21 protein-coding genes are annotated in these 17741 nt (G+C 36.8%); 19 read left to right on the forward strand and 2 right to left on the reverse strand.

Translation table 11 applies throughout. From position 1 onward, the window contains the following. Positions 1 to 65: 65 nt before the first annotated feature. The 6 genes from ACXAGJ_RS17050 (at position 66) to ACXAGJ_RS17075 (ending at position 4856) form a co-directional block, all read left to right on the forward strand. The gene (locus ACXAGJ_RS17050; RefSeq protein WP_474841321.1) at positions 66 to 1748 is read left to right on the forward strand and encodes a tetratricopeptide repeat protein; all 1683 of its coding nucleotides are present in this window, start codon (positions 66 to 68) and stop codon (positions 1746 to 1748) included. 363 nt (positions 1749 to 2111) lie between these two features. Next, complete coding sequence (locus tag ACXAGJ_RS17055; protein ID WP_474841322.1) at positions 2112 to 2891, forward strand: sterol desaturase family protein; 780 nt, start codon at positions 2112 to 2114, stop codon at positions 2889 to 2891. A gap of 82 nt (positions 2892 to 2973) precedes the next feature. After that, the gene (locus tag ACXAGJ_RS17060) at positions 2974 to 3405 is read left to right on the forward strand and encodes a hypothetical protein (RefSeq protein ID WP_474841324.1); all 432 of its coding nucleotides are present in this window, start codon (positions 2974 to 2976) and stop codon (positions 3403 to 3405) included. Positions 3406 to 3420: 15 nt separating this feature from the next. After that, complete coding sequence (locus tag ACXAGJ_RS17065; protein ID WP_474841326.1) at positions 3421 to 3762, forward strand: YdhR family protein; 342 nt, start codon at positions 3421 to 3423, stop codon at positions 3760 to 3762. A gap of 32 nt (positions 3763 to 3794) precedes the next feature. Further along, on the forward strand, positions 3795 to 4406 hold the full coding sequence (locus tag ACXAGJ_RS17070; RefSeq protein WP_474841328.1) for a trimeric intracellular cation channel family protein: 612 nt from the start codon (positions 3795 to 3797) through the stop codon (positions 4404 to 4406). Between the two features lie 36 nt (positions 4407 to 4442). Beyond that, positions 4443 to 4856 carry a hypothetical protein gene (locus ACXAGJ_RS17075; RefSeq protein ID WP_474841330.1) on the forward strand — a complete coding sequence of 138 codons (414 nt, stop codon included), beginning with the start codon at positions 4443 to 4445 and terminating at the stop codon, positions 4854 to 4856. 52 nt (positions 4857 to 4908) lie between these two features. Here the strand turns inward: ACXAGJ_RS17075 and ACXAGJ_RS17080 are convergent, their stop codons facing one another. Continuing rightward, positions 4909 to 5256, reverse strand: a complete 348-nt coding sequence (locus ACXAGJ_RS17080; RefSeq protein WP_474841332.1) for a hypothetical protein — start codon at positions 5254 to 5256, stop codon at positions 4909 to 4911. 58 nt (positions 5257 to 5314) lie between these two features. Further along, the gene (locus ACXAGJ_RS17085; RefSeq protein ID WP_474841334.1) at positions 5315 to 5833 is read right to left on the reverse strand and encodes a fasciclin domain-containing protein; all 519 of its coding nucleotides are present in this window, start codon (positions 5831 to 5833) and stop codon (positions 5315 to 5317) included. 122 nt (positions 5834 to 5955) lie between these two features. Between ACXAGJ_RS17085 and ACXAGJ_RS17090 the strand changes: the two genes are divergently transcribed. The 13 genes from ACXAGJ_RS17090 (at position 5956) to ACXAGJ_RS17150 (ending at position 17652) form a co-directional block, all read left to right on the forward strand. Beyond that, positions 5956 to 6510, forward strand: a complete 555-nt coding sequence (locus tag ACXAGJ_RS17090) for an RNA polymerase sigma factor (RefSeq protein ID WP_474841336.1) — start codon at positions 5956 to 5958, stop codon at positions 6508 to 6510. Next, positions 6507 to 7289 carry an anti-sigma factor gene (locus ACXAGJ_RS17095; RefSeq protein WP_474841338.1) on the forward strand — a complete coding sequence of 261 codons (783 nt, stop codon included), beginning with the start codon at positions 6507 to 6509 and terminating at the stop codon, positions 7287 to 7289. The genes ACXAGJ_RS17090 and ACXAGJ_RS17095 overlap by 4 nt, the downstream gene beginning before the upstream one ends. A 10-nt stretch (positions 7290 to 7299) precedes the next feature. Further along, positions 7300 to 7662, forward strand: a complete 363-nt coding sequence (locus ACXAGJ_RS17100) for a VOC family protein (RefSeq protein WP_474841340.1) — start codon at positions 7300 to 7302, stop codon at positions 7660 to 7662. 133 nt (positions 7663 to 7795) lie between these two features. Continuing rightward, positions 7796 to 8326, forward strand: coding sequence for a hypothetical protein (locus ACXAGJ_RS17105; protein ID WP_474841342.1), 531 nt, complete (start codon positions 7796 to 7798; stop codon positions 8324 to 8326). A gap of 193 nt (positions 8327 to 8519) precedes the next feature. After that, the gene (locus tag ACXAGJ_RS17110) at positions 8520 to 8846 is read left to right on the forward strand and encodes a hypothetical protein (RefSeq protein WP_474841344.1); all 327 of its coding nucleotides are present in this window, start codon (positions 8520 to 8522) and stop codon (positions 8844 to 8846) included. Between the two features lie 141 nt (positions 8847 to 8987). Further along, positions 8988 to 10010, forward strand: a complete 1023-nt coding sequence (locus tag ACXAGJ_RS17115; protein WP_474841346.1) for a transporter — start codon at positions 8988 to 8990, stop codon at positions 10008 to 10010. 58 nt (positions 10011 to 10068) lie between these two features. Next, the gene (locus tag ACXAGJ_RS17120) at positions 10069 to 12219 is read left to right on the forward strand and encodes a TonB-dependent receptor family protein (RefSeq protein WP_474841348.1); all 2151 of its coding nucleotides are present in this window, start codon (positions 10069 to 10071) and stop codon (positions 12217 to 12219) included. 49 nt (positions 12220 to 12268) lie between these two features. Beyond that, the gene (locus ACXAGJ_RS17125; RefSeq protein ID WP_474841350.1) at positions 12269 to 13534 is read left to right on the forward strand and encodes a PepSY-associated TM helix domain-containing protein; all 1266 of its coding nucleotides are present in this window, start codon (positions 12269 to 12271) and stop codon (positions 13532 to 13534) included. A gap of 15 nt (positions 13535 to 13549) precedes the next feature. Beyond that, positions 13550 to 14287, forward strand: a complete 738-nt coding sequence (locus ACXAGJ_RS17130) for a PepSY domain-containing protein (protein ID WP_474841352.1) — start codon at positions 13550 to 13552, stop codon at positions 14285 to 14287. Next, positions 14284 to 15186: a DJ-1/PfpI family protein gene (locus ACXAGJ_RS17135; RefSeq protein ID WP_474841354.1), complete on the forward strand. Its 903-nt coding sequence runs from the start codon at positions 14284 to 14286 to the stop codon at positions 15184 to 15186. Before ACXAGJ_RS17130 ends, ACXAGJ_RS17135 begins: the two co-directional genes overlap by 4 nt. 64 nt (positions 15187 to 15250) lie before the next feature. Further along, entirely contained in the window at positions 15251 to 15682 is a 432-nt protein-coding gene (locus ACXAGJ_RS17140) for a hypothetical protein (RefSeq protein WP_474841356.1), read from the forward strand. A gap of 66 nt (positions 15683 to 15748) precedes the next feature. Continuing rightward, the gene (locus ACXAGJ_RS17145; protein WP_474841358.1) at positions 15749 to 16567 is read left to right on the forward strand and encodes an OmpA/MotB family protein; all 819 of its coding nucleotides are present in this window, start codon (positions 15749 to 15751) and stop codon (positions 16565 to 16567) included. 134 nt (positions 16568 to 16701) lie between these two features. Next, positions 16702 to 17652 carry a bifunctional helix-turn-helix transcriptional regulator/GNAT family N-acetyltransferase gene (locus ACXAGJ_RS17150; protein WP_474841359.1) on the forward strand — a complete coding sequence of 317 codons (951 nt, stop codon included), beginning with the start codon at positions 16702 to 16704 and terminating at the stop codon, positions 17650 to 17652. Positions 17653 to 17741 lie beyond the last annotated feature (89 nt).

Genomic DNA, 17741 nt, shown 5'->3' on the forward strand with positions numbered 1-17741 from the left:
ATTAAATCATATAAAAACAGGCATAACAACTCTATATTTGTATGTCAATCAATCAATAAACCATAATGCGGGGAATACTCATTACATCCTTATTACTCCTTGTTTCTTTTAGCTATTCACAAAATAAAAAAGCAGATAGTTTACAAAATGTATTAAATCAATACCCAAAAAAAGATACTATTCGAGTTAATTTACTGAATGCTATTGGCTTTGAATATTGGATCAGTGATGCCAATCAATCTATCAATTTTGGGCAACAAGCTTTAGATTTATCAAAAACACTAAATTATGCCAAAGGACTGGCCACAGCCCAACGTATTATCGGTGTCGCTCACTGGGCGCAAGGGAATCAAAATGAAGCATTACGATTTTTGACCCACTCTCAACAGGAATTTCAAAAACTAAAGGACGACGAAGGAATTGCCAATACTATGCTCAACATAGGTATGGTGTATGCCGATCTTAAAGAGTATGATCGAGCTTTGGAGAATTACAACAATGCTATTGACTATTTTACAGCACTCGACTTGAAAGGAAGAATTGCTACGACATTTACAAAAATGGGAACCGTGTTTTTGGAGCAAGACAGACATTATGACGCCAAAGAATATATATCAAATGCACTAAAAATTCATAAGGAAAATAACTTTACTTACGGCATCGCAGAAGCTCATAATCGATTAGGGATTTTATATATCAAAAACAAAGAGTTTGCTCAGGCTAAATATCATATCGAACGATCAATAACCACAGGGAAATCTATAGACGACAGGGATGGGATAACCAGTAACCTGATTCAATACGGGAAATTGCTCCGGTATGAAAAGAACTATGAAGCAGCAGATATTCATTTACAACTAGGGTTAAAAAGAGCCAAAAAAAATAACTTAAAAAAATATGTGCTTCAGGCATATAATGAATTAAAAGAGTTAAGAAAAGAACAAGGCAAACCAGAGGAAGCCCTGGCCTTTTACGATCAATATATAACGCTCAAAGATTCTGTTTTCAATACCGAAAAATCTAAGCAAATTGCTTATCTCGAATTCGAGAAAGAGCTTGAAAGTCAGAACCGGGAACTTGTATTCTTAAAAGAGAAAGAAAAAACAGATGCTTTAATCAAATGGAGTTTGATGATGGGTATCATCATTCTAGTTGGCGGAGGCTTTTTGGTGTTCAGAAATCTACGGCAACGCTCTAGAAAGAACAATGACCTCCTGGAGAAGAGTAACGAATTACTGCAATCCAAAGCTCAATTGGCTCAACAAGAAATGGAGAATGCTACATTAAAACAACAGGAATTAAAGCAACAGCTCAATTTCAAGAACAAAGAACTCACTTCATATGCGATCAATTTTGTGCAGAAGAATGAGTTGCTTGAAGAACTTAGAAACACTGCGTTATTAGCAAAAAAAGCAACCCCAAGAGAAAAAGATAAACTGATCGATCAGCTTAATAAAACCATCAGACAACACCTGAATATTGATAAAGATTGGGAGGATTTCAAGCGATTTTTTGAAGAAGTGTATGTTGGTTTTTATGCAAAATTAAAGGCTAAACATCCGGATCTAAGTGCAAATGACCTTAAGGTTTGTTCGTTAACCCGACTGAATCTGAATGTCAAAGAAACGGCCAGCATACTAGGGATCTCTCCAGAAAGTGCAAAAACAGCTCGCTACCGACTTCGAAAAAAGCTTGCACTGTCTCAAGAACAAGAAATATTTACCTATTTATTATCACTGGAAAATTAATCCCTTGATTTTTGGACAGTTCGAACGGTCAGAACTTCTTAAAAACAACCATCACACAAACACCTGTTTATCAGTTAAATAAACACCATTGTCTACCTAAAATCCACTTTAGTTTAAGACCATTAAAATAGTGGTCTACTTTTTATAAAAAGATGCTCACCACGGGTATACCCCTATTCTTTCCTAAACCTCAGCAACGCTTATACTTTTGATCCCGGAAAACAAATTAAAGTTTAAAGTTGTAAAAAATAACATGATGTTTAAAAGCAAGAAAAATGAGGGAACAAGATCCATAAAACAATTTTGGATCAGGAGGAAAATTGAATGTACGAATATATTAAATAACAAAAAGTAGGAGAAATTATGAAAGAGATAATAAACATGTTACCCACCCCTTTAGAAATTATTACAGACCCCATATCACTAATTGTATTGGCCATGTATGCCGGTCTAATGATCTGGGAAGGCATTGCTCCAGCACGAAGCTTACCAAAGGTAAAATTCTGGAAACTTAAAGGTATGATTGCCTTTGTGGTATTTTTCTTTTTATCTACTTACTTCCCATTGTTATGGGATGGATATCTGGCCAAGTATCAACTTTTTGATCTTACCTTTTTAGGTACCGCCTGGGGAGTAATTGTAGGCGTATTGATATACGAATTAGGGTTATACCTATGGCACAGAACAATGCATAAAAATGATGCGCTGTGGAAGATATTTCATCAAATGCATCATAGCGCAGAACGTTTAGACAGTTACGGGGCTTTCTATTTTAGTCCAATGGATATGATCGGGTTTACCTTTTTGGGTAGTTTATGCCTGGTACTTATTGCAGGTTTTACACCAGAAGCTACCACATTGATCATCCTAGGAACTACATTTTTGGCAATCTTTCAGCATAGCAATATCAAAACACCAAGTTGGATAGGATATATCGTGCAACGTCCGGAAGCGCATACGTATCACCATGCCCGAGGGATTCATGCCGATAACTATGCAGACTTACCCATTATAGATATGATTTTTGGGACATTCAGAAACCCTAAAAGTTATGATCATGAAACTGGTTTTTATCCCGGTGGTTCAAGTAAAGTAAAAGACATGTTACTATTCAAAGATATCTCACAACAAAGTGAGGGTTGAGTTGAGCGAGAAGCAATTGCCCCTGGTTTTTGTAGGGTAAAACCGGGGCAATTCTTCAAATAAGCCCCAAAAAATGTATCTCATGAAAACGATCACGAACATAGGTAACAAAATCTACCGCAGATTTTTAAATAATCGATCTACCATAAGCGCATTAGTATATGGTATACTGTTGTTTTCAATTGTCCCGGAACAAAGTTTGAGTACCTCCAAATTGGTGTATCTCGAAGTATATAATGCCACCTTGTTTTATATCATAGTAAATATGCTTTTTTATACAAGCGATATTTTATATCCCAAAAAGGAGCATGTCTTTTCCAGAGACTTAATTGAAATTCTTGTAAACGTGCTGATCTCCGCGATACTCATCATCTATCTATATGCAATTCGAAACAATGCAACGGAAATCAAAACCAGCGCCATATTGCTTAAGATAAACGCGCTTCTGATGGTACTGATATCTGTTTATATCTCAATAAAAACACCTTCAAATCAAAATAAAATCACATCATAAATACAGCAAGCATTCATGTTAAATGAAAAAGTAATTGTCAACGTGCAGTTTAAATCAACTTTATCCCCTAAACAATTAAAAAAAATCTCTATCAAAAGTTTGGATGAGATGGCAAATGTAAAAGGGCTAATCACCAAGTACTACTATATCAATCCAGAAACTAGCATTATTGGGGGTACCTATTTGTTTGAAAACCTAAAGCTAGCCAGAGAGTATTTGAGTTACTTTCTTATTCAAGGAATTGGTTTAAAATATGGTATTATCCCTGATACATTGAAAATGGATACCGGAATAGTTCATTTAGAAATCAATGGAAAGAACACAAAATATTATACGAAAGATCATAATCCCAAATAGATACGCTACATTTATCCCCAAAATGAAGCCTAATGACCATTTTTACTGCTTTAGACATTTTGGGTACCATAGCTTTTGCTATTTCTGGAGCGCTTAGTGCGATCAATCGTAAACTTGATCCGTTTGGTATTTTTATCATTGCTTTTGTAACCGCTATCGGAGGAGGAACCATGAGAGATATCCTAATTGGTAATACTCCTGTTTCCTGGATGCAGAATACGCTCAATATTTATTTGATAGGAATAGCGGCAACCTTGGCGATCATTTTTAGAAATAAATTAGGATATCTTAAAAGATCGCTTTTCCTTTTTGATACCATTGGATTGGGAATTTTTACCATTATTGGGGTAGAAACAGGAATAAACGCTGGGCTAGAGCCTATTATCTCTGTTGCTTTGGGAGCTATGACAGGATGTTTTGGTGGTGTAATACGGGATATTCTTTGTAATGAGATTCCGGTAATTTTCAGAAAAGAAATTTATGCTACAGCATCTATTGCCGGAGGAATATGTTTTATGGTTTTATATGCTTTTGCTATTGACCAAAACATCATTTATATTGCTACCACATTGCTTATCATTACGATACGCCTGGTAGTTGTGAAATATAAAATCTCATTACCTACTTTTTTTATAAAGGGCTAACCTCAGTAGAAAAAGTAATTACTTATTTTTTGTCCTATGGAAAAGCACAACGAATTATCCGATCTCGATTTCAAAAAGCAGTTTCAACAACTAAGCCTTGCTCCTGCTCTTTTTACTCACGAAGCGCATTTGCGATTGGCCTGGATTCATATCCAACATACAGGACCAAAAAAAGCAGCAACAACCATTTGTGACCAAATTCTTCGTTTTGCTACCAAACATGGTGATCCTGGCAAGTTTAATAAAACAGTAACCATCGCAGCTGTGCAAATGGTCTATCATTTTATGCAGAAGTCAACTAGTAATAATTTTACAGACTTCATTAAAGAATTTCCCAGGTTGAAAAATAATTTCAAAGAGCTTATAGCCAGTCATTACAGCTGGAATATTTTTACAGCCGATCATGCCAAAAAAGAATACGTAGCACCGGACCTGTTACCTTTTACCTAAAAAAGCACCTTGGTTAAGGCGCTTCTGTTTTTTTCATAGCAAATTTGATTCCCTAGTCTATCCCTTCAAATCTTACAACTGCCACAGATTTTGATGTAGCATCAAAGAATACTCGATCTTTTCCGTTAAGTTTAAACCTTGCCGTTGTAGTGGGAGCAACATCAGTCCTCTTTATAATTTCTCCATTGTTTTGAATTCTAACTCCAAAAGGATTTTCCCCTCTATTTTTAATGATAATAAAACTATCGTATCCAAAATAAGGATTAATTACAGCATCTTGACCAGGCCCTATACCTGTAATTCCCATAGATTGAGAAGCATCTAATTCTAATGTGGTCTTATAAGCATCACAAGAACTTAAAACACCAGCAACGATGAGTAGTAATAAGAAATGTTTCATAATGTTATTTTTATGAAAAGACTATCTGTTGGATGATCCAACAGATAGTCCGCCTTCATTACTTAGGCATTACCACATCACTAATCACATGGATCACTCCATTTTTGGCCATTACATCGGTTTTTACAATCTGACTGTAGTTACCATTCTGGTCCTTCAGCCAAATTTTACCGTCTTTCTTAATTACTTTTAATTTTGAACCTTGCAGCGTAGTTACTTCGGCTTTACCACCTCCTTTTTTCAAAGCATTTACTACATCACCGGCAGCCAGTTTTCCGCTTACTACGTGATAAGTTAGAATAGCAGAAAGTTTTTCTTTGTTTGCTGGTTCTAATAAACTATTTAAGGTTTTTGAATCGATTTTTGCAAATGCATCATTGGTTGGAGCAAATACTGTAAATGGTCCATCTCCTTTTAATGCACCTACTAGGTCTGCAGCTTTTACTGCCGTTACTAATGTAGAGAAATCGTCTACAGATACTGCCACATCTACAATGTCTTTATTGTTTTGAGCAGAAGCCATTTGGGCAACTAAGAATAAGAATAATGTTGAAAGAACGAAAATTAACTTTTTCATGATTTTTATTTTAATAATTAAACATTTTTTCTGCGCGCTTTACATTATCATATACACATGTTTTTTCCTTTTGGATGAGATTGACTCATTTTTTTTAAATTTGAATAACCCTAGCCCACAAAATGCAAGATAATTTAGAGCTTATACGAAGGTTACAACAGAAGGACAGCAAAGCACTTTCAGAGATCTATGACCACTACTCTGGTGCATTGTATGGGGTTATTTTACGTATTTGTAAAAATGAGGCTATGGCACAAGATCTATTGCAAGAAACATTTGTGAAGATCTGGGAAAAATCGAATCAATACGATCCGAAAAAGGGAAAATTCTTTACCTGGTCCTATAGAATTGCTAAAAACCAAACGTTAAATTCTTTACGTAGTCCCAATAAGCTCATCCAAAATGAAGATTTGAGTGTATATATAAATAAGACTGACGAAGAACCGAAAATCGATATACAAGAATTGGACGGTTCTCTGAAGCAACTTGAACCTCATCATCAAAAGGCGTTGGAGCTGGTTTATTTTAATGGACTTACGCATCGCGAAGCTCATGAAGAAATGAATGTCCCTTTGGGTACATTCAAATCATATGTGAAACAGGCTTTGAAAAAACTTAGAGAAGTATATCAAAAAGAACTCCTTATTCTATGGGTGCTTACTGAAATGATGATATGATGGATAGGAATACGATAAAAGATACAGGAATATTAGAGCAGTACCTGCTTGGCGAGCTCTCCGAAGATCAACGAACTCAAGTTGAAGATCTTTTGAGAGAAGATGCCGATTTGCGAGATTATTTGGGTAAAATCGAAGATGATTTTGAAAAAATCGCTTTCGAAAACGCAATTACCCCACCTGATCATATCAAATCCGATGTACTAAATCATATAACTGATACCGATGAAGAAGTTCCTACCATTCCTCGACCACAAAAAAGTCAATTAGTAACTTATCTGGCTATTGCAGCTGGATTGGCCATGGTGTTTATGGTTAGTGGATTATGGTTGTATACACAATGGCAAGATGCTAAAGAAACTTTAGAAGTGGTACAAAATCAAACCAATGACTTAAGAGATAGAATTCTATCCCTGGAGAACAACCTGAATGAAACCAGCAAATGGTATACGGCTATTAATAATCCAAACACGGTAAAATTGATCTTAAAAGGTAATCAAATCTCACCTACCTCTTCTGCGATCACTTATGTCAACCATTCAGAAAAAACGGTGATTTTAAATCCACAAGGACTAACAAAGTTAAACGATGCTGAAACCTATCAAATGTGGGCAGATGTAGATGGCGAAATGATTGATATGGGAGTGATCCCATCAGATCAAAATATGATCGTGATGAAGTATATTGACAATGCCGAATCAATTAATATTACCATCGAACCCAAAGGTGGCAATGATCATCCTACAGTTGAACGTTTGATATCCAATGTTTTGTTATAACTACTAGCATATGGTAACAAAGCTTCCGGTTATGGTTCCTGTTCTTCCCTCTGCAGATATCAAGAGAGACATACAATGGTATAAAGAAATGACGGGCTTTGAGTTGGTGTTTGGAGATCATATGTATGCAGGCTTACAAAAAGATGATCTCGAAATACATCTGCAATGGCATGCCGATACCGAAGACGATCCTTTATTAGGCGGCTCTGTAATCAAAATCTTTGTAGAAAATGTTATTCCCATTTTTGAAGAGTTTGTAGAACGGGGTACAGTCAACAAAGACAAATTAAGAAAACATACTCCCTGGAATACTCACGAATTTGGTTTTTATGATCCCAACAATAACGCTATCTTTTTTGTTCAGGATATTTGATTAAACTTCTTTTGATATGAAATAAGTCATAACGATTAAGTGGATACCAAATCGAAATGAGGATGTGGCGATTCCATTCTCGCGCTGAGTGTCATCGAAGTATGAACTATTAAAAAACAATAAATATATACAGATGAAAAATGTAATATTGGTTCTCATCGCTTTTGTATTTTGCTGCAAAATACATGGACAAGATAGTCCTACAGATTATACCGATAAAGTACAAACCCTCGACCAAACTATTATAACCCTATACGACGTAATCTCTGGAGAAAAAGGAGAAGAACGCAATTGGGAATTGTTTCGGTTTCTTTTTAAACCCGACGCAAAACTAATCCCATCTGGAAAAGATAAAGAGGGAGTTTATCAAGTACGCTACCTATCTCCTGATGATTATATTAAAACTTCAGGAAAATGGTTGATTCAAAACGGTTTTTTTGAAAACGAAATTCATCGGGAAACACAAACTTTTGGTAATATCGCACAAGTATTTAGCACGTATGAATCTTTCAAAAGTAAAAATGATACCACACCGTTTATGAGAGGTATCAATAGCATCCAACTGCTCAATGATGGAAAAAGATGGTGGATTATCAATATTTATTGGACACAGGAAACTGAAGAAAATCCGATTCCTGGCAAGTATGTTACTAAAAACAAATAACGTAATCTTCTGAAAATACCACGGATATGATATTCTTACGCTTATCCAACAACTTTTAACAACAACTTATTTATTTTTTGTGAGTATCAAACCGCACGAATTCGTATTTTTGCGCGAAATTTAGTAGCATTTAATGAGGGTTTTGTTCTCAATACTATTGTTTGCCACATTCGCCGTAAAACCGGTTATGGAGATGAGTACAATCATGTACTATCAGCTCAATATCGATTATATTGTGGAAACCTATTGTGTAAACAAAGAGCGACCCAAACTTAATTGTAATGGTAAGTGTTACTTAATGAGCCAAATGAAGGCCAAAACACAACCTTCAGAAGAAAAATCTGACACCATTATTAGTGCAGAGGCTTTTATTCCTCTTTTCTTTCAAGATCATACGGTTCGCATCAAAAACCTTGATTTTTTAGGTTTTGAATACTTACACAATTGGAAAACCAAGGATTTGGTTACCAAAACCATTCTCAACGATATAGATCATCCGCCGGAATTCTTACTCTCTTAACCATTTAATTTTTTAACAGAACACTCAAAGCAATACGTCTTTGCAGTATTCTATGCATTCATTTTTAAATAAAAATGGCAATTCTATTGTACAGCTGTTTCAACACGTACAATGGATGAACTATACAATCAATTATCAATAATGAAACTATATATATATGCCCTATTACTTGGGGCAACACAATTATTTTTTGCTCAGGAAACGGCAGAAAATAAATGGTCAGGATCAAGACCAGACGGACACGCTCCTATTTCGGTAATGGGAGATCATACGCACGGAAAAGGAGAATTCATGTTTTCATATCGCTATATGTATATGAATATGGAGGATCTCAATCGCGGTAGTGAAAATGTACCTTTCTCTAATGCACTGCGACCAAACGACATTTACATGGTTACGCCTACACAGATGCCTATGCAAATGCATATGCTAGGTGCCATGTACGCGCCAAGTGACAAAATCACTTTGATGGTCATGGCCAATTACCTATCCAGCGAAATGGATCATATTACCGCTATGGGAGGGACATTTACCACAGAAGCTTCTGGATTTGGAGACACCAAAATTGCAGCGCTATACAAGTTCTTTAACAGCAACAGGCAGCAGTTGCATGCTCAAGTAGGAATCTCTATCCCTACGGGTAGTATTGATGAAATGGATGTGACTCCTGCTTCTGCTCCCAACGAAGTAATACTGCCATACCCTATGCAAATAGGTAGCGGAACCTGGGATCCAGAATTAGCGTTGACCTACCTAAAACAATGGGACAAGCTTTCTTTTGGGACACAGGCCAGAACTACACTTCGATTAGGTAAGAACGATAACGAATATCGATTAGGAAATCGATATAGCATCAACAACTGGTTAGCCTTGAAAGCTACCAACTGGTTAAGTTTTTCTGGACGTTTTGAACTAGGCGCTATCGACAGGATCGAAGGAGCTAATCCAGCATTAAATCCTATGATGGTGATTACTGCAGATACGGCAAACTCTGGAATGACCTATGCTAATGCCGGTTTAGGTTTTAATCTTTACGCTTTTCAAGGGGGATTAAAGAACCTAAGACTAGGTTTCGAAGAAGCACTACCTGTATTTCAGAATATGAACGGTGTTCAGCTTAGAAATAAGGAAACCATTACACTAGGATTACAATACGCTTTATAAATATATACAACTGTTGACGTGTAGTATTGTAATTACATGAGCAATAATTTCAATAGCAATGAAAAAAAATTTATTATATATCTTATTCCTTATTGCAGGAATACAGACCTATGCACAAAATGAGTATCCAACAAAAACACAGGATACAATTATGTCAGAAGAAACCCTAGAAGAAGTTATTGTGACTTCGGCTAGTCGAGAAATACAAAAAAGATCTGAAGTACCAGGTTCTATCTCTACCTTAAATGCAAAGGCTTTAAAAGAAACCAAAGCATTTGGAATCGATCAACTGGTAAATCAAGTACCTGGAGTTTTTATGTCGACTTCAAGGGTAGCAAGTAACGAACAACACTTTATGGCCGTTCGTTCTCCCATATCTACAAAAGCATTGTTTTTGTATCTGGAAGATGGTCTGCAAATACGACCTACCTCCGTTTTTAATCACAATGCATTATTAGAAATGAATGATGTGGCTTATAACCGTGTAGAGGTTTTAAAAGGACCCGCATCTAGTATCTACGGTAGTGAATCGATAGGAGGAAGTTTTAACTTTATTACAAAGTCTCCATCCGAAGATTTGAGTGGTAGTGTAGGTTTTCAAACCAACGACCTAGGATTAACGCGTTACGAATTTGAAGTTTCTGATTCACCTAGTGAACAATTTGGGTTTTATTTGGGTGGACAACATGTACAACGACAAGATGGTCCTATCGAGCATAGTGATTACGAAAAAACAGCTATTACCTTTAAAACGGTATACGATATCTCTGAAAAGCTTAATTGGACGACTGTAGTAGATTTGGTAGATTATCGTTCGGATATGACCGGTTCTTTGAGTGAAGCGGATTACGAAAGTGGTAATTTTGAAAGTGACCAAACGTTTACAGAGCGAGATGCATTGGCATTTAGAGTGCGTAGCACATTCAACACCCAATGGAACGAGCAAAACAAAACCTCGTTCAACCTGATCGTTCGTGATAATCGTATGGATCAGAATCCATCCTATAGAATTCGCCAATTCAGAAACCAAGGGCAACTTACCGGCTTTGGATCTGGAGAAATCAACTCCAATCAATTCAGAAGTTATGTTGGTTTAGTCCAACACAAAGTAAACATGAACTTTGCCAACTCCTCTTTGATTGTAGGAGCCACAGCAGATTATTCTCCTCAGGAGTATATGGCAGAAAGCACCAATGTTATTGTAGATCCAGAAACGGGTAGAAACATTGATTTTACGATCAACTCTGGACAGTATATCTTAAACTACGAGGCGGATATTTTTAACTACGCTGGTTTTTTCCAGTACGAAATATCTCCTGTGGATCAGATAAAAGTAACGGCAGCACTTCGTTATGATGGCTTCGAATATGATTATGACAACCAGGTAGATGGTATTGTAGGAGTTGATGATGCTGTAGATAATTTCAACAATCTTACACCAAAACTGGGAGTGAATTATAATTTCACTTCAAGATCTGGAGTATATGCTAATTATTCGCAAGGATTTACACCACCACAAGTTTCTACATTGTACCGTAATCGTAACGATTTAATAGGAATCAAGCCAAGTCGTTACAATAACTATGAAATTGGAGGATACCTATCTTCTTCAAAATTTAAAGTAGATGCTGCTATTTATGTTTTGGATGGACAAAACACCTTAATCACGTTAAGAGATCTTGATGATAACTTTTTCAATACCAATGCTGGTAAAACAAGATCCTATGGTGTTGAATATGGAGTTACATGGTCCCCTATCAAAGAATTATCCATTACGCACAATGGTAGTTATGCCATGCACAGATATATAGATTTCTTTGATCGTGGGGTAGACTTCTCGGATACCGATAGAGAAACGGCTCCTAACTTATTAGGGAATTCTTTGATCACCTATCGAAAAAATATCAACACCGATTTAGGGTTTAGTGTTACTGCAGAACACGAATTGGTGGGTGAATACAATACCAGTTTCGAAGGACAAGTAGAAAATGAAGATGGTACTTTTAGTACCGCTACCTACGATGGACATAGTGTGTTCAACCTAAGAGCCAATGTGGCTTACAAAGGATTCGAGTTGTGGGGTCATGCGCTCAATGTCTTTGATGAGTTGTATGCCGCAAGAGCTTCTTTTAATCGATTTAGAGGAGAAAATAGCTTTACGGTAGGAAATCCCCGAGCTTTTCATGTAGGGATGCGATATAATTTTTAATCTATGGAGGCCTGATGAAACTACCATTCATCGGGTCTTATTTTTTTGAATGATGAAAAAAAACGAAAAATTAAATAAATGGCTTTGGAAATGGCATTTCCTAGCCGGACTGATCACTCTTCCCTTTATTAGTATCCTCTCGATTACTGGTGGCATCTATCTTTTCAAAACGGATTATGAAGCCAAGAAACAACAGCACATTACAGAGGTTAGTGTTCAAGGAAAAGCTATAGGTTTCCAGGAACAATGGGAAATTGCAAATCAAAATGCGGTCAAAAAACCAAATTCGATGATTGTTCCCACAAAAAACAACCAGGCAACTCAATTTGTCTCAGGTCGTTTTAGTGGGAAAAGTGACTTATATGTCAATCCTTACTCAGGAAAAGTTTCTGGTGAGGTAATTACCCAAAAAACCGATATGTACAAAGTCAGAAAGTTCCATGGTGAATTGCTTATGGGGTCTTTTGGGACTAAAATCGTTGAGCTTATCGCCAGCTGGATGGTAGTACTTATAGTAACTGGAATCTATGTGTTTTGGCCGGCTAGAAAATGGAATCTCTCTGGATTCTTTATCCCTAGATGGAAACATGGTAGGCGTACCTTTTTTAGAGATCTACATGCTATTAGTGGATTTTGGATTTCGGGACTATTGATTCTGGTATTGGCTGGAGGTTTCCCCTGGACGGATGTATTTGGAGAAAATTTTAAATATGTACAAAAAGTAACGAATACCGGTTTTCCAAAAACCTGGCATGGGATAGGGTTACAATCGCAACCCACAGGAAATACGATTACATTGGATGAAATGGTAGCCAAAGCGGTTGCCTTAGATCTTCCTGGTCAAACTACTATACACTTTCCGAAGGGTCCCAAAGGTGTGTTTAGCATCTCTAACCAAAACCCCAGTGATCTTGGATCGCAAAAAAAGATCCATTATGATCAGTATTCGGGTCAAGAAATGATGACGGTAGCCTGGGCAGATGTTGGGATCTTGATGAGGGCTCGAATGTGGGTGATGGCTTTTCATCAAGGAGAATTTGGCAAATGGAATTGGTCGTTGATGCTTGGAGTCGCTTTGGTATTAACGATAATGAGTGTTTCGGCATTAGTATCCTATGTTTTACGCAAACGTAAAGGAAGCTGGGGTGTCCCAAAAGTTCCTGTTGCATTTCGTGTAGGGTATGGCATAGCTATCGTTGTCGTAATTTTAGGACTTATTTTCCCTTTGTTTGGGGCAAGTATAGTGCTGTTAGTACTAATCGAGTATCTTAGAAAGCTGAAGAGAAAAAAAGTACATCCTGTTCCGGTATCCTAACTTTAAAAGATAATTATGAAAAAACGTGAAATAGTAAGAACGACCAGAAAATGGCACAGATACCTGGGTCTGATTTTAGGATTACAATTCTTGATGTGGACAATAGGAGGACTCTATTTTAGTTGGACCAATATTGATGAAATTAGAGGGGACAACCTAAAAAATAATGCTCCAAAGATTCCGTATCATTTGGATTATGTTGCTCCACAGCTATTTCTGAAGGACCATATTACAGAAAGAGATAGTTTGATTTCCCTCGAACTCTCTACTATTCTACAACAACCGATATACAGAATACAATATGGCAATTCCAAACAAAAACAAGTGCTTTTGGTAGATGCCATAACTGGAAAAAAAAGAAAAGAGCTAACCAAGGAAGAAGCTATTGCAGTAGCCAAAGAAAAACTGAATGTTACTGCCGAGCTGACCGAGGTTGAATATATCACCGAAACCGGAAACCATCACGAATATCGAGGCAGGCCGTTACCCGCTTATGCCATTACTTTTGATCAACCTGCCAATACCACGGTTTACGTTTCGGTAGACTATGGTAATGTGCAAACATTTAGGAATAACCAATGGCGGGTGTTTGATTTCTTTTGGATGTTACACACCATGGATTACCAGGAGCGTGATAATTTCAATAACCTATTATTAAGAGCATTTTCGCTGTTTGGACTCTTTACTATTTTCTCTGGCTTTCTATTGTATGGGTTGACTTCTAAAACACTGAATAAAAGAAAAAAGTCATGAAAAATTTTTTAATACTGCTTCTAAGCATGGTGCTATTTGCACAATGTAAAAAACAAGAGCAAACCACTGTTACCACTAAGCAGAACAACATTGAACAACAAAAAGAAGAAAAAAACGCCAATCTTTCCAAAGATCGAATTGTAAAGCAAGACGGATCACCATATACTATTGAAGAGCTGAATGCATTATCGCATACCGAATTAATGCGAGCGGTTTACGAACCGCCAAGAGATACCATAAAAACCATAGGAATCTTGTTGTATGAAGGATATTTTATGTTGGATGCCATGGGACCACTCTCAGTACTCAATCATATCCTTCCCGCTCAAAAACTACTGATCGGTAGAGAAAAAGGAATGGTAACCAGTAGCGATAACGTAAAGATACAAGTGGATCATAGCATCGACGACATCGAACAATTGGATATTCTCATTGTACCCGGTGGTGTGGTAGAAACCTATAAGGCTACCCAAGACCAGGAATTACTCTCCTGGATTCGTAAAATTGATCAAAAAAGTACATATACCGCAAGTGTATGTACCGGAGCCTGGATTTTGGGAGCTGCGGGTGTACTAGAGGGAAAACAAGCGACCACCAATTGGTATAAAGCCGAAGAAAATCTCGAAAAATACGGAGCCGAATTTGTACAAAAAAGATATACCCATGATGGTAAATACTGGACCAGCGCAGGCGTATCGGCAGGGATTGATATGAGTCTTGCTCTGGTAGATCATATCATGGGACGCAATTATGCGCAGTTTACTGCGTTGAACTTAGAATACGATCCCGATCCTCCTTTTGAAGGCGGGCATCCGGATAAAACCGATCAGGTGGTTACCTTTATGACCGAAAAAATGTATGACCAGTTATTACAGACGGTGTCTACGGACAAAAACTAATAGACGCTTTATCACAAAACAACACCAATAAATAATATCTTTGAACAATTAAAATCAAATCATAATGAAACTACGTATTTTTTATTCCCTTATACTATCAATCCTACTATTCTCTTGTAATCAATTATCCAAAGAAGAACAGGAGTTTGATGCACTTATGCAAAAGGTAATTGATGTACACGACGAAGTAATGCCAAAAATGGGAGAAATGAGCTCACTCATCAAAGAGTTGGAAGCCAAAGTAGATACTACTGCTCAAGGGCAGAACTACGCAAAAGCGCAACAAGATGTAAAAGACGCTTATGACTATATGATGAGCTGGATGGGGAACTTTAGCGATTCCTTCCCTCATGATGAAACTAACGATAGTACTGATCCGGAAAAATTGGCCGCTAAGTTCAAATTACTACAAGAAGAAGAGGTGAAAGTTGAAAAATTAAGAGATCAAATTAACACCAGTATTAAAAACGCAAAAGCGATATTGCAAAAGCCCTAAAGTACTATGCTATCATAATTTCTAAAAAAGTTTTACTTTAGCAGCTGCAACAAATCACTTAAACCAATGAGAAAAATAATTTTATTTGCAACCGTACTAGTTATTTCGGCATCTTCAGGATATGCACAGAAGAAAAAGGACCTTCTTGAAGAGATAGACAAGCTTAGAAAAGAGCTAAAAACCACAAAAGCTGATCTAAGTGATTCCCGAAAGAAAGAAAAAGCCACACTTACACAAGTAGCGACCATGGAAGCTCAGGTAAAGGATCTTAAAGATACTAATGCTTCTTTACTATCCAACATGAGTAATTTTACAGAGTTGTCTAATCAAAAAGCTGAAAACCTTAAGAAATCTCAAGAGATCATTCAGGAGAAAGACAGACAACTGAAGACCATAAATGATGCGTTAACGCAATCTGATTCTACCAATCTGGCTGTTTTTAGCACGTTTAAAAATGCTATTGGTGGGGATAATGTAAAAATCGGACAAGGTGTGATCTATATTGTATTGCCAAATGATATGCTTTTTGGTGACAATGATAAGAGCTATATGGTGGCAGATGGTGGAAAAGCCATGTTAGAAAAAATTGCTGCTGTACTGAACAAAAGTAAAGACTTAAACGTAATTGTTGAAGGAAATAGCAATGCGCTAAAGCTGGATGGTAAAACGCTATTAGATAATTGGGATCTAAGTGCAAGACAAGCTGCCTCTGTGGTTCGCGTATTGCAAAACGATTACAAAGTAGATCCTAAACGTTTGGAAGCTGTAGGTAAAAGCGAATACGCTACCGATGGTATAGAAACGGTGACCAAGATTATTATTGATCCAAAATTTGATAGTTTTTTCAATTTGGTGAAGAATAATATGAAAAACGACAAAGGATAAAAAAACAACTCCTTATATCTTAAAATCCGATCGTATTGATCGGATTTTTTTATACCTCTACTTTATAGATGTTTTTGAAAATTCAATTAAAATTAATATATTTACGTAACCAGTTACGTAAATAATATAACAATATGGATTTTTTTGATAAAGCAGGCGTCATGGCTATAGGTTCAAGGTTGAGAATGTTGAGCGAACAACTTACCGAAGAAGCTACAAAAATCTATGATCTATACGATGTAGGGTTAAAACCAAAATGGTTTCCTGTGTTTTATCTCTTATCCCACGATGAATCAAAATCCATTACACAAATTGCAACAGAGATTGGTCACTCCCACCCTTCTGTAAGTAAGATTGTACGAGAAATGATCAAAGAAGGAATCCTTTCGGAACACAAAGACAAAATCGACGGACGCAAAAACAACATTCGGTTAACCCCAAAAGGAAAAGAAATTGCCTCTCAGATTGAAGATCAATATCTGGATGTGCGAAACGCCGTTGAGGAAATTCTAAATCAGAGTACCCACAATATGTGGAATGCCTTGCAAGAATTCGAGTTCTTATTAGAGCAAAAGCCACTTTTGACACGGGTAAAAGCCCTTAAGAAAAACAGAGAAGCGCAACATGTTCAAATCATTCCTTACGCTCCCAAATACAAAACTCATTTTAAGGAACTCAATGAGGCATGGATAACGCAACACTTCAAAATGGAAGATACCGATCGAAAATCGTTGGATCATCCCGAAGATTATATTTTGAATAAAGGAGGAGAAATTCTGGTAGCATTGTATAACGAAACACCTGTAGGCGTCTGTGCTTTGATCAAAATGGATCATCCAGAATACGATTTTGAACTCGCCAAGATGGCGGTTGCTCCCGAGGCCAAAGGAAAAGGCATTGGATGGATATTAGGACAAGCTACGCTAGATAAAGCAAAATCCCTGGGGGCCAAAGCGGTATACTTAGAAAGCAATACGGTGTTGAAACCAGCGATACATCTCTATCACAAACTTGGGTTCAAAAAAGTGGTAGGCTACCCTACTCCTTACGAGCGTTGTAATATTCAAATGGCGATAACGTTATAACATACTTTTCAAACTACTATGTTTTCGGCGTAGAAGTACTTTTAAAACCATTTCATAATGGTTGTTTAAATGTTTTACCTTAAAAGCTA

Source organism: Aquimarina sp. AWH4_224, assembly GCF_056160245.1.

Bases quoted from the DNA above. Each gene is read 5' to 3' on its own strand.
- ACXAGJ_RS17095 (WP_474841338.1), top strand. From the start codon at position 6,507: ATGATGGATAGGAATACGATAAAAGATACAGGAATATTAGAGCAGTAC.
- ACXAGJ_RS17145 (WP_474841358.1), top strand. From the start codon at position 15,749: ATGAGAAAAATAATTTTATTTGCAACCGTACTAGTTATTTCGGCATCT.
- ACXAGJ_RS17075 (WP_474841330.1), top strand. From the start codon at position 4,443: ATGGAAAAGCACAACGAATTATCCGATCTCGATTTCAAAAAGCAGTTT.
- ACXAGJ_RS17120 (WP_474841348.1), top strand. From the start codon at position 10,069: ATGAAAAAAAATTTATTATATATCTTATTCCTTATTGCAGGAATACAG.
- ACXAGJ_RS17080 (WP_474841332.1), bottom strand. From the start codon at position 5,256: ATGAAACATTTCTTATTACTACTCATCGTTGCTGGTGTTTTAAGTTCT.
- ACXAGJ_RS17115 (WP_474841346.1), top strand. From the start codon at position 8,988: ATGAAACTATATATATATGCCCTATTACTTGGGGCAACACAATTATTT.
- ACXAGJ_RS17140 (WP_474841356.1), top strand. From the start codon at position 15,251: ATGAAACTACGTATTTTTTATTCCCTTATACTATCAATCCTACTATTC.
- ACXAGJ_RS17135 (WP_474841354.1), top strand. From the start codon at position 14,284: ATGAAAAATTTTTTAATACTGCTTCTAAGCATGGTGCTATTTGCACAA.
- ACXAGJ_RS17130 (WP_474841352.1), top strand. From the start codon at position 13,550: ATGAAAAAACGTGAAATAGTAAGAACGACCAGAAAATGGCACAGATAC.
- ACXAGJ_RS17070 (WP_474841328.1), top strand. From the start codon at position 3,795: ATGACCATTTTTACTGCTTTAGACATTTTGGGTACCATAGCTTTTGCT.
- ACXAGJ_RS17125 (WP_474841350.1), top strand. From the start codon at position 12,269: ATGATGAAAAAAAACGAAAAATTAAATAAATGGCTTTGGAAATGGCAT.
- ACXAGJ_RS17105 (WP_474841342.1), top strand. From the start codon at position 7,796: ATGAAAAATGTAATATTGGTTCTCATCGCTTTTGTATTTTGCTGCAAA.
- ACXAGJ_RS17055 (WP_474841322.1), top strand. From the start codon at position 2,112: ATGAAAGAGATAATAAACATGTTACCCACCCCTTTAGAAATTATTACA.
- ACXAGJ_RS17050 (WP_474841321.1), top strand. From the start codon at position 66: ATGCGGGGAATACTCATTACATCCTTATTACTCCTTGTTTCTTTTAGC.
- ACXAGJ_RS17150 (WP_474841359.1), top strand. From the start codon at position 16,702: ATGGATTTTTTTGATAAAGCAGGCGTCATGGCTATAGGTTCAAGGTTG.
- ACXAGJ_RS17065 (WP_474841326.1), top strand. From the start codon at position 3,421: ATGTTAAATGAAAAAGTAATTGTCAACGTGCAGTTTAAATCAACTTTA.
- ACXAGJ_RS17060 (WP_474841324.1), top strand. From the start codon at position 2,974: ATGAAAACGATCACGAACATAGGTAACAAAATCTACCGCAGATTTTTA.
- ACXAGJ_RS17090 (WP_474841336.1), top strand. From the start codon at position 5,956: ATGCAAGATAATTTAGAGCTTATACGAAGGTTACAACAGAAGGACAGC.
- ACXAGJ_RS17110 (WP_474841344.1), top strand. From the start codon at position 8,520: ATGAGTACAATCATGTACTATCAGCTCAATATCGATTATATTGTGGAA.
- ACXAGJ_RS17100 (WP_474841340.1), top strand. From the start codon at position 7,300: ATGGTAACAAAGCTTCCGGTTATGGTTCCTGTTCTTCCCTCTGCAGAT.
- ACXAGJ_RS17085 (WP_474841334.1), bottom strand. From the start codon at position 5,833: ATGAAAAAGTTAATTTTCGTTCTTTCAACATTATTCTTATTCTTAGTT.